Below are 15,339 nucleotides of genomic sequence, written 5' to 3'. Positions count from 1 at the left end.
TTAACGGGCTTTACCCACAAGCGCCAACTAACCGTGAGTTTTGGTCGATTCGGGTTGCTCGATTTTTATCTTGATTCGGCCTTCTTTGGTTTGTACCCAGCGCAATGTCATTTCTAACGTTATGGTTACGGAGGCACTCAACATGACGAAAATAGCTAGCATAATCACTAACTGGTATTTAATCGCAACCATCGGGCTCGCGCCACCTAGAATTTGACCGGTCATCATACCCGGTAAGGTAACCAGCCCTGTAGTGGCCATAGAAGCTAAAGTCGGGGCAAGGGACTTTCTAAGAGCCTCCTGAATGAAGGGGAAGGATGCGTAGCGAGGAGAGGCTCCAAGTGAGATTGCAGCCTCATATTCTGCTTGTCTCTGCTCAAAAGCCGTAAACAAATTCTGAAGAGCGATGATATTACTACTCAAGCTGTTACCCAATAACATACCAGCAAGTGGGATCATGTACTGCGCATTGTAAATAGGGGATGGTTGCACTAGGCCTGCTGTAATTGCTATCAGAAGTGGTATTAGACCACAGGTAAGGCCCGTTAGTAGCGGAAGCATAAGTGGCTTTTTAGGTAAGTGAGCTTTTCCCGCAATTGAGCTGGCACCAATCAGTAGCATGATGGCAAGCCAAAGTATATTGACAAGTAAACTGTTTAATTGAAAAAGATATTCTAAATACACGCCAATCAATATGAGCTGAAATGTCATTCGGATAACACTGATTATCGTGTCTTTTGCTATCCCTAATTTGTAGCGAGCATTGATAAAAAAGGGGACCAATAAAATCAAACCAAACAGTGCCAGTTTGACCCAGCTTATATCCACCACGTTATCCATAATCGCTCCTTGAAAGTACGCGAATAATTGTATCTAAGCCTCTCCTTTATATGAACCACTACGTGCACTGTTTGCTGTTCTTAAAGTAAACCTTGAGTGCTATTTTAGACATTAATACGCAGCATTTTGTTTACAAGTGGTTATCTTTTCCGGAGTTTTTAAGTCGATTTATGGCATGATAATTACGAGTTAAATGTGATCGATGTTTCTTAAATGTTGTTTATTTAACAACTCCTTAAAAGACTTATTTTGTCACATCTGTTCATGTTTTTTAATAAATAACATCAATCCATCATATCTCTGGATGAGCTCAAAAAAGTGTTGAATTACAAGGTCTGAGGTCGCTTATTTGATTGAACCCTACTATTAGTATGGTCTAACATTTTCCATTAGAGATTGTAAAAACTTAAGCTTGGTTACGCGGGCTTTTCAATAACACTAGATACAAAATAGGCAAATGTATGAGTGATGTTAATAAAATTGAGAGTGGTGAAAAACGCTCCCTGGAGTGGAAGTCGTTCCTCTTCATTGCAGTTGTTCTCTTCCCAATTCTGAGTGTGGCCTTTGTCGGCGGCTACGGGTTCATCGTTTGGATGTTGCAAGTCTTCTTCTTTGGACCTCCAGGCGCGCACGGCATGTAAGCCAGTGAGCTCATAACCACACTTTTGAAAAGATTTTAAGAGAGCAAATAATGAAATCATTAATCATTAAACTGTGGCGTACCATGACGCGCCCAGCTGTACATATCAGCCTAGGTGTGCTGACTATGGGCGGCTTTATTGCTGGTGTTATCTTTTGGGGTGGCTTTAACACCGCTCTAGAAGCAACCAACACAGAAGAATTCTGTATTAGTTGTCACACAATGCGTGACAACGTGTACGTTGAGCTACAAGAAACGGTGCACTGGAAAAACCACTCTGGTGTTCGTGCTACCTGTCCTGATTGTCACGTTCCACATAACTGGACAGATAAGATCGCTCGTAAGATGCAAGCTTCTAAAGAAGTATTTGCACAAGTATTTGGCAACTACGACGAACCGGGTGTGTTCGAAGAGCGTCGTATCGAACTTGCTAAACACGAATGGGATCGTTTCTCGGCAAACAAATCTCTGGAGTGTAAAAACTGTCACAACTACGAATCGATGGATTTCGAGCAAATGTCTCCTACGGCTCGTATCCAAATGAAGCAAGCCGCTGAGAAAGATCAAAGCTGTGTTGACTGTCACAAGGGTATTGCGCACAACCTACCAGCAGGCATGGACAGCATTGGCGGTATCGTGGGTGATCTAGAGGGTATGACTTCTAACACGGATTACGGCGTTGGTCAGCAACTCGTGAGCGTTCGTCACCTACCAATTTACTTTGATGCGCAAGGCAGTAAAGAAGCTGGTCTTCTTAATCCTGCATCGACCGTTAAAGTTCTTGAAGACAAAGGCGAGTTTGTTGAGATCGAAATTGACGGTTGGCGCAAAGCAAAAGGTTTTGGTCGTGTAATTCAAGAAGACTTCGGTAAGAACATTGCGACTGCGTCTCTGATGAAAGAAGCAGCAACAGACAGCAACATTGTGACGACTGGTGAGAAAAAAGTGGATGAGTTAACAGGCCTTCCTTGGGAAAAAGTAGCGGCGAAAGTATGGATTAAGAAAGAGTCTATGCTGAACGACATCAATCCTGTTTGGGAAAAATCTCGTGAAGCCTACAAGACCAATTGTTCTGTATGTCACACTCAACCTGCGGAAGCGCACTTCGACGCGAACACCTGGCCAGGTATGTTCGACGGTATGTTGGCGTTCGTTAACCTAGATACAGACAGTGAAGCACTGATCTTGAAGTATCTACAGAAACACTCTTCAGATTATGCTGAAGGTCACCACTAATAAGCGTCGGATTGGAGTAATTTTAAATGGCTATTACACGAAGAAGTTTTCTTAAAGGTGTAGCAACCACAAGTGCAGCGTCAGTAATTGGTCCTAGCTTATTGGCGTCCGCCTCTGCAAATGCCGTTGAGACGACAGGTACTTGGAAAGTAACCGGTTCTCACTGGGGCGCGTTCCGCGCCCACATCTACGCGGGTAAAGTTCAAGAGATCAAGCCGCTAGAGCTAGACAAAAACCCAACAGAAATGTTGAACGGTATCAAGGGCATTATCTACAGCCCTTCACGTGTTCGTTACCCAATGGTTCGTCTAGATTGGTTGAAGAAACACAAATACAGCGCAGATACTCGTGGTAACAACCGTTTCATCCGAGTAACTTGGGATGAAGCGCTAGACTTGTTCTACCGTGAGCTAGAACGTATTCAAAAAGACTACGGCCCATGGGCGCTGCATGCAGGTCAAACAGGTTGGAACCAAACAGGCTCATTCAACAACTGTACTGCGCACATGCAACGTGCAGTAGGTATGCATGGCAACTTCATCACTAAAGTAGGTGACTACTCGACGGGTGCAGGTCAAACCATTATGCCGTACGTGCTAGGTTCAACCGAAGTGTACGCACAAGGTACGTCTTGGTCTGAAATCCTAGAAAACTCTGACAACATCGTTCTTTGGGCTAACGACCCAGTGAAAAACCTTCAAGTAGGTTGGAACTGTGAAACGCATGAGTCGTTTAAGTACCTTGCACAACTAAAAGAAAAAGTGGCGAAAGGTGAGATCAACGTTCTATCTGTAGACCCAGTGAAGAACAAAACTCAGCGCTACTTAGAGAACGATCACTTGTACATCAACCCGCTGACAGACGTAGCGTTCATGCTCGCTGTGGCACACGTGTTGTACAACGAAAACCTGTACGATAAGAAATTCATTGATACTTACTGTCTAGGCTTTGAAGAGTTCATTCAATACGTTCAAGGTAAGACAAAAGACAAAGTAGAGAAGACGCCTGAATGGGCAGCAGCGATTTGTGGCGTGAAAGCGGACAAGATCCGTGAATTCGCACGCATGCTAGTCAGCGGTCGTACACAGATCCTGATGGGTTGGTGTATCCAGCGTCAAGAGCACGGTGAGCAGCCATACTGGGCAGCGGCTGTGGTTGCTGCAATGGTTGGTCAAATCGGTCTACCTGGCGGTGGTATCTCTTACGGTCACCATTACTCAAGTATCGGTGTGCCTTCTACTGGTTTCGCGGGCCCTGGTGGTTTCCCTCGTAACCTTGACCAAGGTATGAAACCGAAGTGGGACAACAACGACTTTAACGGTTACAGTCGTACTATACCAGTTGCACGTTGGATCGACTGTCTGCTAGAACCTGGCAAAGAGATCAACTACAACGGCGGTAAAGTGAAACTGCCAGACTTCAAGATGATGGTTATCTCGGGTTGTAACCCATGGCACCACCATCAAGATCGTAACCGCATGAAGAAAGCGTTCCGCAAACTTCAAACGGTTGTAACGATCGAGTTTGCTTGGACTGCGACATGTCGTTTCTCAGATATCGTTCTACCGGCGTGTACGCAATGGGAACGTAACGACATCGACGTATACGGTTCATACTCGAACAAAGGTCTGATTGCGATGCATCGTCTCGTTGATCCATTGTTCCAATCTAAGCCTGACTTCCAAATCATGAGTGAACTCACTCAGCGTTTTGGTCGCCGCGAAGAATACACTCGTGGTATGAGCGAGATGGAATGGATCGAAAGCCTTTACAACGATTGTAAAAAAGCGAACGAAGGTAAGTTTGAAATGCCAGAATTCAACGAGTTCTGGGAGAAGAGCGTACTAGACTTCGGTGAAGGTAAACCTTGGGTTCGTCATGCGGACTTCCGTAAAGACCCTGAGCTTAACCCACTAGGTACACCGTCTGGCTTCATCGAGATTACATCACGCAAGATCGGCCGTTACGGTTACGAACACTGTCAAGAGCACCCAATGTGGTTCGAAAAATCAGAGCGTTCACACGGTGGTCCTGGTTCAGATAAATACCCATTCTGGTTGCAGTCTTGCCACCCTGATAAGCGTCTGCACTCTCAGATGTGTGAGTCTGAAGAGTTCCGCGCGACTTACGCGGTACAAGGTCGTGAGCCGGTTTACATCAACCCAGCGGATGCCAAAGCAAAAGGCATCAAAGATGGTGATTTGGTACGTGTATTCAACGGTCGTGGTCAGCTGTTAGCTGGTGCTGTTTTGACTGACAGCTACCCACGTGGCGTTGTTCGTATCGAAGAAGGTGCATGGTACGGTCCTCTAAACGAGAAAGAGGGCGCAATCTGTACCTACGGTGATCCTAACACGCTGACGCAAGACATCGGTTCTTCTGAGCTTGCACAGGCGACTTCTGCGAACACATGTATCGTAGACTTCGAGAAGTTCACAGGTAAAGTGCCACCAGTCACTTCATTTGGTGGTCCGATCGAAGTTGCTTAATTAGTGCAGTTTGCATAAATCGAAATACCAGCCTCAGGGCTGGTATTTTTTTATCAAAATTTCAGTGAGCGTTGTCTCAATAGTAACTTCATAACGTTAAACGAGACTGGTATTCGTGATGATGGTAACGAATTGGGTGAGACAAGCAGGAGATAATGCGCCAAGCTAAACAATAATAATTAAGTGAGTAGACTCTTTATGGCTCAGAGCATTCAATTGGCAAATCACACTGAGATCACTGTGAATAACAATGACTTCCAAGTTGAAGTCGAGGGTAATCAATTACATTTTTCTTTTGCTGGTCTCCACAATAAAACCTTTACCGACCGTGAAGTGTTGCTCGAAATGCCGTTTTTGTACGAGCACGAGGCCAACGTAATTGGGGATGGTTTTCAAATGTTGGCGCAAACGGCGGGAACGATCAATCACCCCGTTGATATTGGTCGCTGCCCAGACAATAATCCTTCTTATCGAATCTACCCTAAAGATGCCCCTAAGCGTTATTACAACTATTTAGTGGTGGAAGGTTCAGCGGGCTACACATTATTTGGCTTCACATCATGTCATCGCTTTGCTGGCTATTTTGATGTTGTACTGCGTGATGGGCATTGGGTTTTATCAGCCGCAATTGATGGTGAGTTGACTCAAGTGGCGGATTGGGAAAGTAATCAACTTGAATCCGTGGCGGTACTCTGTGGTCAATCGCTGTCCGAGCTTTATCAAACCTATGGCGAGATGATTGCAAAGCATCATCCTGTTCGCCAAGGTGTGACACAAGATGCGCCTGTCGGTTGGTGTTCGTGGTATGCCTACTACGCAGACGTGACAGAGCAAAACATCATGCAGAACGTAGATTGCATGCAAGATAAGCTCGAAGACCTAGAGTGGGTACTTCTGGATGATGGCTATCAAGCCTTTATGGGCGATTGGTTAACCCCATCAGATAAGTTTTCTGGTGGCGTAAAAGAGCTCATTCATAACATCCGTGCAAAAGGCAAAAAGCCGGCGATTTGGATGGCGCCCTTTATTGCTCAACCTGAGTCGGAGATCTTCAAACAGCATCCAGATTGGTTTGTTCGCCACAAGGATGGTGGCTTACTTAAAGCAGAAGATGTCACATATGGTGGTTGGCGATGCACGCCTTGGTACATACTCGATACCTCAAACCCAGAAGTGCAAGACCATCTGACGCATGTAGTCTCTGTCATGAGACAAGAGTGGGGCGTTGAGTTGTTCAAGCTAGACGCGAACTATTGGGGCACCTTAAAAGGTGTTCGTAAACAATCAGGTATTACAGGCGTTGAGGCGTATCGCTTAGGAATGGAAGCGATTGCCAAAGGCGCTGGTGATGCGTGGCTTTTAGGTTGCAACGCGCCAATGTGGCCATCTCTGGGGCTTGTGGATGCAATGCGTGTTTCTGACGATGTAGAGCGTCATAGTCATCGATTCGAGCAGATAGCCAGAGAAACCTTTTACCGTAGTTGGCAGCACCGAAAACTGTGGCAAATTGACCCGGATTGCGCGACATTCACTTCACTAGCTAACCAAGCCGCATCCAGAGAAGAGTATGAATTTCATCGCACGGTGTTATTAGCGAGTGGTGGTTTGCTGCTGTCTGGTGACCCGCTCCCTGAGATTACGCCGTTTGCTAAGAAGACACTGTCTAAGCTCATGTTACGTCAACAACGTAACCAACAATCTGCAAAGTTTACCGCTTTGAGTTTAAATCACGCGTTTTTAAAACTAACGACGAAGAATGACCTCCATTGTTTGTTTAATTATGCGAGTTACGGAGCGATGGAATTTACGCTGACGTCTGATCAACCGGTGGACTGGTATGATTACTGGACAGGGGAAAAGCTAAACCAAGAACCTTGCCAGTTGTTAATGGTGAGCGTGGATAAAGGGCTCAATGCGAAAGCGATCGTTACAGCATAACGTGAAGTAAATCGCCCAATACTAAGAACAAGAAAGGAGCCTATTGCGGCTCCTTTCTCGTTTGATGCCCTGAGCGTTAGAACTCGAATAAAAAGTAATACCCGTATCCAACAATAAACGCAGGAATGGACGAGTAAATAGTCGCGACCAAAGCAGCTTTCGGTGCCATTGCAATAGCGGGGAATAGGGCGTCACCATCGTTAGAAATCGCATTGGCCAGTTGCGCAGAAAGTGGCGCTGCACCAGAAATGTATAGGCTAGTGACTAAAATTTGCGGTCCACAACCAGGCAACATACCAATGGCTAGGCCAGCTAATGGCATCCAAATTCCCCAATGAGAAAAGGTTTCTACAAGGTCGAGTCCAGAAAAATAGGTCGTCAGTTCAAACGCCAGAAACGCCACGATCACCCAAGCACTGACGAAGTTTGTGTCTTGAGCCGCTTTTTGAATTGGGTGCGAGTCCACAATTTTTTCATCTTCAGAGACTGTTGACTGATAATCGCCGAGCTCTTTTGTCATCGCCCACAACGACATTGTGATCACCGCGAAGATAGCGCCTAGCCATTCAATGGTATTGGTCTGCAAAGACAACAGCTGATTAATATCGATTTGGAAAGACATTAACACAGCAACGACACTAGCAGGCACAATAAGCCATTTCCAAAATGCGCCTTGTAGATTGATTGCACGTTGTTCAAGAGGTGTGTGTCGGTCTGTCTGGTGTTGGCAACAAGCATGTGTCTGAGGTGCTTCTTTTGGTTCTGGTCGCAGAAAGTTATCAGCATGAAAAGCATTAACGACCAGTCCTGAAAGAGTACCCACGATAATGCCTAATCCAACCACGCCTAATCCTACACTTGGCTTGGCGGCAAGAAGTAAAAAGGCAGCGTCACCCATTGTTGAAGTAAGTACCGCGACAATCGCACCAAATCCCACTCGGCCACTAATAAATTGCGTTGTCACAACAATAGCGCCACCACAGCCAGGCAATGCGCCCAATAAAGAAGCAAAGAAAACCTGATGATTACGCGAACGATGGTATAGCTCGGTAATTCGATTGGTTTTCGACATAAAGTTTGAAAGATAATGATAAATAGCCAATGTGGCAGCAACATAGCATGACACCGCCCAGAATGAGTCGGATAGCGTCTGTACGGCAACGTCACGTGTATTTTCATTGCCTAGCAAAATGAGCATGACGATAGGGATCAGCAATCGCTTATAAGCTAAACGAAACTGAGTAGGCTGAAACAACTGTTGTGCAGAGTGTAATAATTGGGTCGCGTTCATCGTTTACTCAAATGCAAATAGGAATAATTATCATTATATGTAAATGAGATTTATTCGCAATAGCATTGTGAACTTTTCTTCGTGTCAAACTCTCTGAAATCAGGTAAAGTATCGGCCTTTGTGAGCAAACACGCCCTAATTAACTGTATTAGGCGGCGTATAAAATTGACTTGAATAGGAAGAAACATGATTCTAGTTGTAGGTCATAAGAACCCAGACAGTGACAGTATTTGTAGTGCACTCGTTGCAACTGAACTTCTAAAAGCGCGTGGTGTTGAAGCTATGCCAATTCGCCAAGGCGAAATCAACCGTGAAACTCAGCACATCCTAGAAGTTGCTGGCGCTGAAGTTCCTGAGCTTCGCACATCAGTTGCGGGTGAGACCGTTTGGCTAGTAGATTACTCAGATCTAGCACAAGCACCAGACGATATCGCAGAAGCTGAAATTGCGGGTATTGTTGACCACCACCGCCTAGGTGACGTGATGACAGTAAACCCAATGGAAGCATGGATCTGGCCTGTTGGTTGTACCAACACTGTTCTATTCAACATGTTCAAGATTGAAGGTCACGCGATTACTCCACAAATCGCTAAGCTAATGATGTCAGCAATTCTATCTGACACAGTAGGCTTCGCTTCTCCAACTTGTACACAAAAAGACAAAGATGCCGTTGCTGAGCTAGCGGTAATCGCAGACGTACAAGATGTTGACGCGTTCACTAAAGATCTTCTAATTGCTAAGACAAACATCGAAGGTCTATCTGCGGCTGAGCTTGTTGAGAAAGACCTTAAAGGTTACCCATTCAACGGTCGTGACGTAGTGGTTGGTCAGGTTGAACTTGCAACTCTTGAGCAAGTTGACGGTATGATCGAAGCACTAGAAGCAGACCTAGAATCTCGTTGTGAGAAAGATAACCTAGCGTTCGCTGCTGTAATGCTAACAGACATCACGACTGCTCAAACTCGTCTTCTATACAAAGGTGAGTTGGCTGAGAAGCTTGTTAAGCACGAAAAAGACGGCATGCTAATGATGGAAAACACGCTAAGCCGTAAGAAGCAAGGTTGGCCTTGGCTTCAAACTGAGCTAGCTTAATTTTCTAGCATATACTTTAAATGCCCGCCTAGCTGCGGGCATTTTTCTATGGGAAATAGGAGACGAATATGTCTGAGCAACTGACCCAAGAGCAGATGGATACCATTAATCGCTACAATGAAGAGCAACGTTTAAAGTACTGCGTAAAAGAGATTGTGGCGAATCGTAAGGTTTGGATTCTGAAAGACGAACATGGCTGTGTCATGTTAAATACAGAAGATGATGATTGTGTACCAGTATGGCCAAACGAAGAGTTCGCTTTGCAATGGGCGAATGGTGATTGGGAAGATTGCGAGCCTGAGGCGATCTCTTTAAACAAGTGGCACAGCCGTTGGACCTCTGGTCTAGAGGATGACGAGCTATCGATTGTTGTATTCCCAAATCAAAATGAAGAAGGGGTCGTATTGTTTCCTGACGAGTTTGATTTTGAACTGCGCAAACAAGCGAGCCGCCGTTAGTTCTTTGATTAGTAACCATGCAATAAAGAAGCCTGCGTTAAAGCAGGCTTCTTTACATTTGAACGATTACATCTTTGATAAGCTATTTTGTTTGATGGCTTGGCGCTTTATAAAAGTGGCTTTCGACTAGTCGTTGAGTAATAGGATGCTCGGGATGAGTCAGTACTTGGTTGGTCTCGCCAAACTCGACCACTTCACCTTCATGCATCACCATCACTTTATCAGTAATATGCTTAACAATGCCAATGTGCTGAGACACGTACACAAATGACAATCCCATCTCTTCTTGCAACTCGAGGAATAAGTTAATGATCTGCGAGCGCATTGCCATATCCAAACCGTTTAACGCCTCATCAGCGACAATGATGGAAGGTTGAAGAATAAGTGCACGAGCCAAACACACGCGCTGTTTTTGACCGGCAGCTAGCATTTGTGGATAAAAATAGGCGTGCTCAGGCAGCAATCCTACGCGGAGCAGGGTGTTCTTTACACGCTGCATGCGCGCATCTGGCGGCATGTTGGTATTTCGCTTTAGCGGACCTTCTAAAATACGACCAATCTGGATTCGTGGGTTTAACGATGTGTTTGGATCTTGGAAAATCATGCGGATGAGCTTGCAGCGTGTCGCGTAATCTTTGTGCTCCAATCGTTCGCCATTCACACGGATCTCTCCGGAGCTTGGTTCAACAACGCCAGCAAGCATACGAGCTAGTGTGGATTTTCCTGACCCGTTTTGACCAATAAAACCAATAGTTTGCCCTGGCTCTAAAGTAAAGCTTACCGGTTTAACTGCCTCATTAACCTGACGTTTGAACAGACGGGAGCGCGTAACAAATTGCTTCGATAAATTATCGACTTCAAGTAACGCACTCATGACTTTTTCTCCGTGTTCAATGGAAAGTGGCAGTTAAATTTATGATTCTTAATTCGTCTGGTGTGTGGAATTTCTACACATTGTTTCTGCGCATATGGGCAACGTGGTCCGAGGCGACAACCGATAGGTAGATGCTGCAATGGCGGAATCGAGCCTGGTAGGGATTGGAGTTTTTGCTTGTGTGGTACCCAATCATTAAAGTCAGGCATCGCTTTAAGCAAGGCATCGGTGTACGGGTGCTTGGGTGCCGCAATGATTTTACTGGTATCGGCAGACTCCACCGACTGACCACAATACATTACCGTAATACGTCCTGCCCACTGTGTTATGGTCGCTAAGTCGTGGCCGATAAGCAGAATGGTTGTGTTATTAAGTTGGTTCATGCGGCTCAACAGACGCAAGATTTGCGATTGGGTAATCGGGTCTAAGTCGTTGGTTGGTTCATCTGCTATCAGCAATTTAGGTTTGGTCGCAATCGCCATGGCAATCATGACCTTTTGACACTCACCATCAGTCAGTTCATAAGGGTAGCTACCCATTAAACGCTTGTGATCTTTAATACCCACTTTATGCAAAAGCGCGATGGCCTGTTTTTTACGCCATTTAAATCGCTCCCACCATTTCCCTTTAAATGCGCGAGATGGAATGGATTCAATCAATTGACGCCCGACTTCCTCTGAAGGGTCAAGACAAGTTGAAGGCTCTTGGAAAATCATCGCAATATCACGAGCAATGACGCGCCGACGCTCTTTTGGCGTAAGCTGAAGCAAGTCAATATTGCCAAGGCGCATACGGTCAGCGGTGATGCGCCAGTTATCTTTACTTACCCCGACAATCGCTTTTGCAACTAAGCTTTTCCCTGAACCAGACTCACCTACAAGACCACGAATTTCGCCTTCGTTCAAAGTTAGGCTCATTCGGTCAACGGCTTTGACCAACCCTTGAGGTGTTTCGATCTCAATGGTCAAATGTCGAATATCTAACAACGGCATTATTCGATCCCCGCATTAAGCGCTTGACGTACACCTTCACCTACTAAGTTTAGGGTAATAACAGTAAACATGATGGTCAGGCCGGGTAGGGTCACTGTCCAAGGTGCAATATAAATAAGCTCGACAGAGTCACCTAATATTGCTCCCCACTCGGTGCTTGGGGCCTGTGCGCCTAGGCCAAGAAAACCCAGTGCCGTAATATCTAAAATCGCAGCAGAGAGCGCGAGTGTGATTTCAGCGGCAATGACCGTCAGAATGTTAGGAAGAATTGAACTCCACAGTAAGTAGAAATCATTAGCGCCATCAAGGCGTGCTGCCATTATGTAGTCTTTTTCAACTTCGGTGTGGACTGCGATATAAACGGAGCGAATAAAACGCGGAATCAAAGCCAAGCAGATTGCGAGTAAAATATTGAACCCACCAAAGCCTAGAAATGCCACAAAAATGATTGCTAATAAGAGCGACGGGATCGACATGACGGTATCGAGCAAGTGGTTGAGAGTACTCGACAGTAAGCCTTTCGTCATACCTGCCAATACGCCAATTAAACAGCCTACAACGGCAGCAATTGCGGTGATGGCGACAGCAGCGCCAAATGTCAGCTGAGAGCCCATAATCAGGCGCGAAAGAATATCTCTACCTAAGTCATCGGTCCCCAAAAAGTAATCAACCGTTCCTGCTGGGGCCCATGATGGCGGCACAAGCAACTCACCTGACTGTGCTTGGGCGTCAAATGGTGCAAGTAGGGGGGCAAAAATGGTAATAAGGACGATAAACACCAAGCACCACAAGCCAAACATGGCTAGTCCGTTGGCGCGGTAGCTTCGCCAAAAACGCTCAAACTGTGTTGGAATGCGCTCTTCCTGATAAACGTTATTTGTTAGCATACCATTCCTTTCGAACTAAAGGGTTAATCATCGCGCCAATCAAATCCGAGAGAATGTTAGCGGTAAGAACCAAAGTCGCAAGTACCATCACGCCAGCTTGGATAGATGCATAGTCTTGGCTTGCCAGCGCATCTAAAAGCCAACGACCAATACCTGGCCAGTTAAAAATAGACTCCGTGATGATAGCTAAGGTAATCATACTCGAAAGTTGAACACCAACTTTGGGAATGATAGGCGGTATCGCATTCCGCAATACATGTTGAGTTACGATTTCGCGGTTAGAAAGACCTTTGATTCTCGCTGCACGGATGTAGTTTTGGCTCATCACTTCCGCTACCGAGGAACGCATTAGTCCGACAACCTGGGTGGTTGGAGCCAAAGCGAGCACCAAACATGGCAGCACCATATGCTCAATAACGCTTTGCAGTGCATGAGCGCGGTATTCGCCTTTCGCCATGAATGCGTCGATAATGGCAAACCCGGTTACATGATCAATTTCGTAAAGTAAATCATACCGTCCCGCAACGGGAAAGAGTTGGTATTCCAATGAAAAGACCATGATAAGTAACAGAGCTACCCAAAAGATTGGGGCGGAATAACCAGACATTGACATGAATGAAATGCTGGTATCGAGCCATTTACCTTGCTTCATCCCAGCCACGGTTCCAAGTGGAATGCCGATCAAAAGGGACACCAAAAAGGCAAAGAAACACAATTCCAAAGTGGCTGGGAATACAACGGCGAGCTCGTCGTAAATCGCATTGCCGTTTTTACTTATGCCAAAATCGAGTTGAGAAAGGTTGATCAAGTAAGTTTGCCAGCCAGACCAAAAATCAACGTTTGCCCAGTGCGAGAGAGGGTCAAGGCGCAGCAGAGAAAAACCCACTAATGTAAGGATCATCAAAGTGATGATAAATAGGTTAAAGCGTCGAACGGTATACCAAAACATCAGTGAATTCTCTCAACTCTATCAAACGGTTGGGCATTGAAAGGGCTTGATTTGAAGCCTGTCAGCGATTTGTCGTGCACACGGAACTGCACGCCATGCGCCAGAGGAATAACCGGGAACTCTTGATTCAAAATGTTCTGTGCTTGGCGATATAGGTTCAAACGGTAACGCGGTTCTTGAGTTTCTAAAGCCAAATCGAGCAAGAAATCGAAGTCATCGTTACACCACATGGACACGTTAAGGCCAACGCGGTCAGACTCGCAAGATAATAAAGGGCGGAAAAAGTTGTCAGGATCCCCGGTATCACCAATCCAACCAGTTAAAAGTAAATCGATATCGTTGATGTTCTCCAAATCCACACGTTCAAACCTATCATCGGTAAGTAGCGTTAATTTAACCCCAATATCGGCAAAATTCGCTTGGATTAGCTCTGCGGTCTTGCGAGGGCTTGGGTTAAAAGCACGTGGTTCAAGTGGTACCCACATGGTCAATTCTAGGCCGTCTTCGTAGCCTGCATCTCGAAGTAGTGCCAATGCATAATTCCGGTCATAACGAATTTTTACGCTGTCTTTTTGATAAGCCCATGAATTAGGTGGTAGCAAGGTATAAGCTTGGGAGCCAGTTCCGTAGTAAACCGAATCTAAAATATTTTGACGGTTGATCGCTAAGTTAAGAGCTTGGCGAACTCGAGCATCACTCAGCGCGGTGGTTTCTGTGTTTATCGCAATAAAGGAAACGTTGTTAGCTGGTGTAGCCGTTAGCTCAAGGTTGTCATTTTCTTGAATGACAGGTATTTGGCTCGAAATAGGTGAAGAGAGTACGTCACACTCTTTTCTTAAAAGTTTAGCTAATGTACCCGTCCCTCTGTGAGAGATATCGAACACCACTTGTTCCATTTTTGCTGGTGACTTCCAGTAATTAGAATGACGCTCTAATCGAATCAAGTCGTTCACTTGGTACTCTTTTAATTGATAAGGGCCGGTACCGATAGGAAGTTGGTCGATTTCTTCTTTATGATCTTTTGCTGCCAATTGCTGTCCATACTCCGCAGACAAGATAACCGCATGGCTGGTGGCAATATTGGCCAAGAAAGAAAAGTTTGGCTGAGATAACGTAAACCTTACCGTATACTCATCTATTGCAACCACGTCTTGGAGTAGGTTTTGAAAATCTAACCCTGCAAACCATGGATAAAAACCACCACCTACTTGGTGAAAAGGATGGTCTACATCGATGATTCGCTTGAAGCTAAATACCACATCTTTTGCATTCAATGGGCGAGTGGGTGTGAACCAAGGCGTGGTTTGGAATTGAACACCACGTTTAAGCTTAAACGTGTATTCCGTCCCTGATTCATTTACTGACCAACTCTCGGCGATGCTTGCCACGGGCTGATGTGATTTAGGATCGAGCGAGAGCAGCGTATCGTACAGCTGCGGGCTCAGAGCCTCTGCGGTAATACCGCTATCAATAAGCTGAGGGTTAAACGTGGTCGGCTTACCTTGTCCGCAAAACACAAAGCCAGCTTTGCGAATATCATTGTGGTCAATTTCATCGCCACAAGCGGTCAGTAGGCTAATCCCAATAAGGCTCAGCGATAATCTTATAAAAGCATTCATAATATGAAATGTTCATTGGATCTTGCTCGTTTCG

The 15,339-nt window shown here is 45.5% G+C and carries 13 protein-coding genes; 6 read left to right on the top strand and 7 right to left on the bottom strand.

Features of this window, described 5'->3' with window-relative positions:
* Positions 1–27 precede the first annotated feature (27 nt).
* A complete protein-coding gene (locus tag R7P64_RS07095) occupies positions 28–840 on the bottom strand; it encodes an ABC transporter permease (RefSeq protein ID WP_085569592.1) in 813 nt (270 codons plus the stop codon).
* Between the two features lie 461 nt (positions 841–1,301).
* On the opposite strand from R7P64_RS07095, the gene torE reads away from it, so the two are divergent.
* The 4 genes from torE (at position 1,302) to R7P64_RS07075 (ending at position 7,143) form a co-directional block, all read left to right on the top strand.
* Complete coding sequence (gene torE, locus R7P64_RS07090; protein WP_005378141.1) at positions 1,302–1,481, top strand: trimethylamine N-oxide reductase system protein TorE; 180 nt, start codon at positions 1,302–1,304, stop codon at positions 1,479–1,481.
* Between the two features lie 50 nt (positions 1,482–1,531).
* Positions 1,532–2,716 (top strand): pentaheme c-type cytochrome TorC, encoded by a 1,185-nt coding sequence (torC, locus tag R7P64_RS07085; RefSeq protein WP_005378139.1) that lies wholly within the window; start codon positions 1,532–1,534, stop codon positions 2,714–2,716.
* A 26-nt stretch (positions 2,717–2,742) separates the two neighbouring features.
* Positions 2,743–5,205 (top strand): trimethylamine-N-oxide reductase TorA, encoded by a 2,463-nt coding sequence (torA, locus tag R7P64_RS07080; protein ID WP_062730706.1) that lies wholly within the window; start codon positions 2,743–2,745, stop codon positions 5,203–5,205.
* A gap of 198 nt (positions 5,206–5,403) precedes the next feature.
* Complete coding sequence (locus tag R7P64_RS07075; protein WP_213973314.1) at positions 5,404–7,143, top strand: glycoside hydrolase family 36 protein; 1,740 nt, start codon at positions 5,404–5,406, stop codon at positions 7,141–7,143.
* A gap of 76 nt (positions 7,144–7,219) precedes the next feature.
* Here the strand turns inward: R7P64_RS07075 and R7P64_RS07070 are convergent, their stop codons facing one another.
* Positions 7,220–8,434, bottom strand: a complete 1,215-nt coding sequence (locus tag R7P64_RS07070) for a putative manganese transporter (RefSeq protein ID WP_171344588.1) — start codon at positions 8,432–8,434, stop codon at positions 7,220–7,222.
* Positions 8,435–8,620: 186 nt separating this feature from the next.
* On the opposite strand from R7P64_RS07070, the gene R7P64_RS07065 reads away from it, so the two are divergent.
* Both R7P64_RS07065 and R7P64_RS07060 read left to right on the top strand, forming a co-directional pair.
* A complete protein-coding gene (locus R7P64_RS07065; protein WP_318123307.1) occupies positions 8,621–9,526 on the top strand; it encodes a manganese-dependent inorganic pyrophosphatase in 906 nt (301 codons plus the stop codon).
* A gap of 68 nt (positions 9,527–9,594) precedes the next feature.
* On the top strand, positions 9,595–9,984 hold the full coding sequence (locus R7P64_RS07060; RefSeq protein ID WP_005378129.1) for a DUF2750 domain-containing protein: 390 nt from the start codon (positions 9,595–9,597) through the stop codon (positions 9,982–9,984).
* Between the two features lie 82 nt (positions 9,985–10,066).
* Here R7P64_RS07060 and R7P64_RS07055 read toward each other — a convergent pair whose 3' ends face one another.
* Genes R7P64_RS07055 through sapA form a run of 5 tightly spaced genes read right to left on the bottom strand, consistent with a single transcriptional unit; the run spans position 10,067 to position 15,305 of the window.
* Positions 10,067–10,858, bottom strand: a complete 792-nt coding sequence (locus R7P64_RS07055) for an ATP-binding cassette domain-containing protein (protein ID WP_005393308.1) — start codon at positions 10,856–10,858, stop codon at positions 10,067–10,069.
* Positions 10,855–11,850, bottom strand: coding sequence for an oligopeptide/dipeptide ABC transporter ATP-binding protein (locus R7P64_RS07050; protein ID WP_318123305.1), 996 nt, complete (start codon positions 11,848–11,850; stop codon positions 10,855–10,857). Before R7P64_RS07050 ends, R7P64_RS07055 begins: the two co-directional genes overlap by 4 nt.
* Positions 11,850–12,737 carry an ABC transporter permease subunit gene (locus tag R7P64_RS07045; RefSeq protein ID WP_005378123.1) on the bottom strand — a complete coding sequence of 296 codons (888 nt, stop codon included), beginning with the start codon at positions 12,735–12,737 and terminating at the stop codon, positions 11,850–11,852. The genes R7P64_RS07050 and R7P64_RS07045 overlap by 1 nt, the downstream gene beginning before the upstream one ends.
* The gene (locus R7P64_RS07040) at positions 12,724–13,686 is read right to left on the bottom strand and encodes an ABC transporter permease (RefSeq protein WP_005378122.1); all 963 of its coding nucleotides are present in this window, start codon (positions 13,684–13,686) and stop codon (positions 12,724–12,726) included. Before R7P64_RS07040 ends, R7P64_RS07045 begins: the two co-directional genes overlap by 14 nt.
* Positions 13,686–15,305 (bottom strand): ABC transporter substrate-binding protein SapA, encoded by a 1,620-nt coding sequence (gene sapA, locus R7P64_RS07035; protein WP_318123303.1) that lies wholly within the window; start codon positions 15,303–15,305, stop codon positions 13,686–13,688. Before sapA ends, R7P64_RS07040 begins: the two co-directional genes overlap by 1 nt.
* Between the last annotated feature and the right edge of the window lie 34 nt (positions 15,306–15,339).

Source organism: Vibrio sp. 2304, from assembly GCF_033339475.1.
GTDB lineage: Bacteria > Pseudomonadota > Gammaproteobacteria > Enterobacterales > Vibrionaceae > Vibrio > Vibrio alginolyticus.
Note: the sequence above shows the minus strand (reverse complement) of the source record. Positions and strands in the feature narration are given on the sequence as shown.

Bases quoted from the DNA above. Each gene is read 5' to 3' on its own strand.
- R7P64_RS07095 (WP_085569592.1), bottom strand. From the start codon at position 840: ATGGATAACGTGGTGGATATAAGCTGGGTCAAACTGGCACTGTTTGGT.
- torE (WP_005378141.1), top strand. From the start codon at position 1,302: ATGAGTGATGTTAATAAAATTGAGAGTGGTGAAAAACGCTCCCTGGAG.
- torC (WP_005378139.1), top strand. From the start codon at position 1,532: ATGAAATCATTAATCATTAAACTGTGGCGTACCATGACGCGCCCAGCT.
- torA (WP_062730706.1), top strand. From the start codon at position 2,743: ATGGCTATTACACGAAGAAGTTTTCTTAAAGGTGTAGCAACCACAAGT.
- R7P64_RS07075 (WP_213973314.1), top strand. From the start codon at position 5,404: ATGGCTCAGAGCATTCAATTGGCAAATCACACTGAGATCACTGTGAAT.
- R7P64_RS07070 (WP_171344588.1), bottom strand. From the start codon at position 8,434: ATGAACGCGACCCAATTATTACACTCTGCACAACAGTTGTTTCAGCCT.
- R7P64_RS07065 (WP_318123307.1), top strand. From the start codon at position 8,621: ATGATTCTAGTTGTAGGTCATAAGAACCCAGACAGTGACAGTATTTGT.
- R7P64_RS07060 (WP_005378129.1), top strand. From the start codon at position 9,595: ATGTCTGAGCAACTGACCCAAGAGCAGATGGATACCATTAATCGCTAC.
- R7P64_RS07055 (WP_005393308.1), bottom strand. From the start codon at position 10,858: ATGAGTGCGTTACTTGAAGTCGATAATTTATCGAAGCAATTTGTTACG.
- R7P64_RS07050 (WP_318123305.1), bottom strand. From the start codon at position 11,850: ATGCCGTTGTTAGATATTCGACATTTGACCATTGAGATCGAAACACCT.
- R7P64_RS07045 (WP_005378123.1), bottom strand. From the start codon at position 12,737: ATGCTAACAAATAACGTTTATCAGGAAGAGCGCATTCCAACACAGTTT.
- R7P64_RS07040 (WP_005378122.1), bottom strand. From the start codon at position 13,686: ATGTTTTGGTATACCGTTCGACGCTTTAACCTATTTATCATCACTTTG.
- sapA (WP_318123303.1), bottom strand. From the start codon at position 15,305: ATGAATGCTTTTATAAGATTATCGCTGAGCCTTATTGGGATTAGCCTA.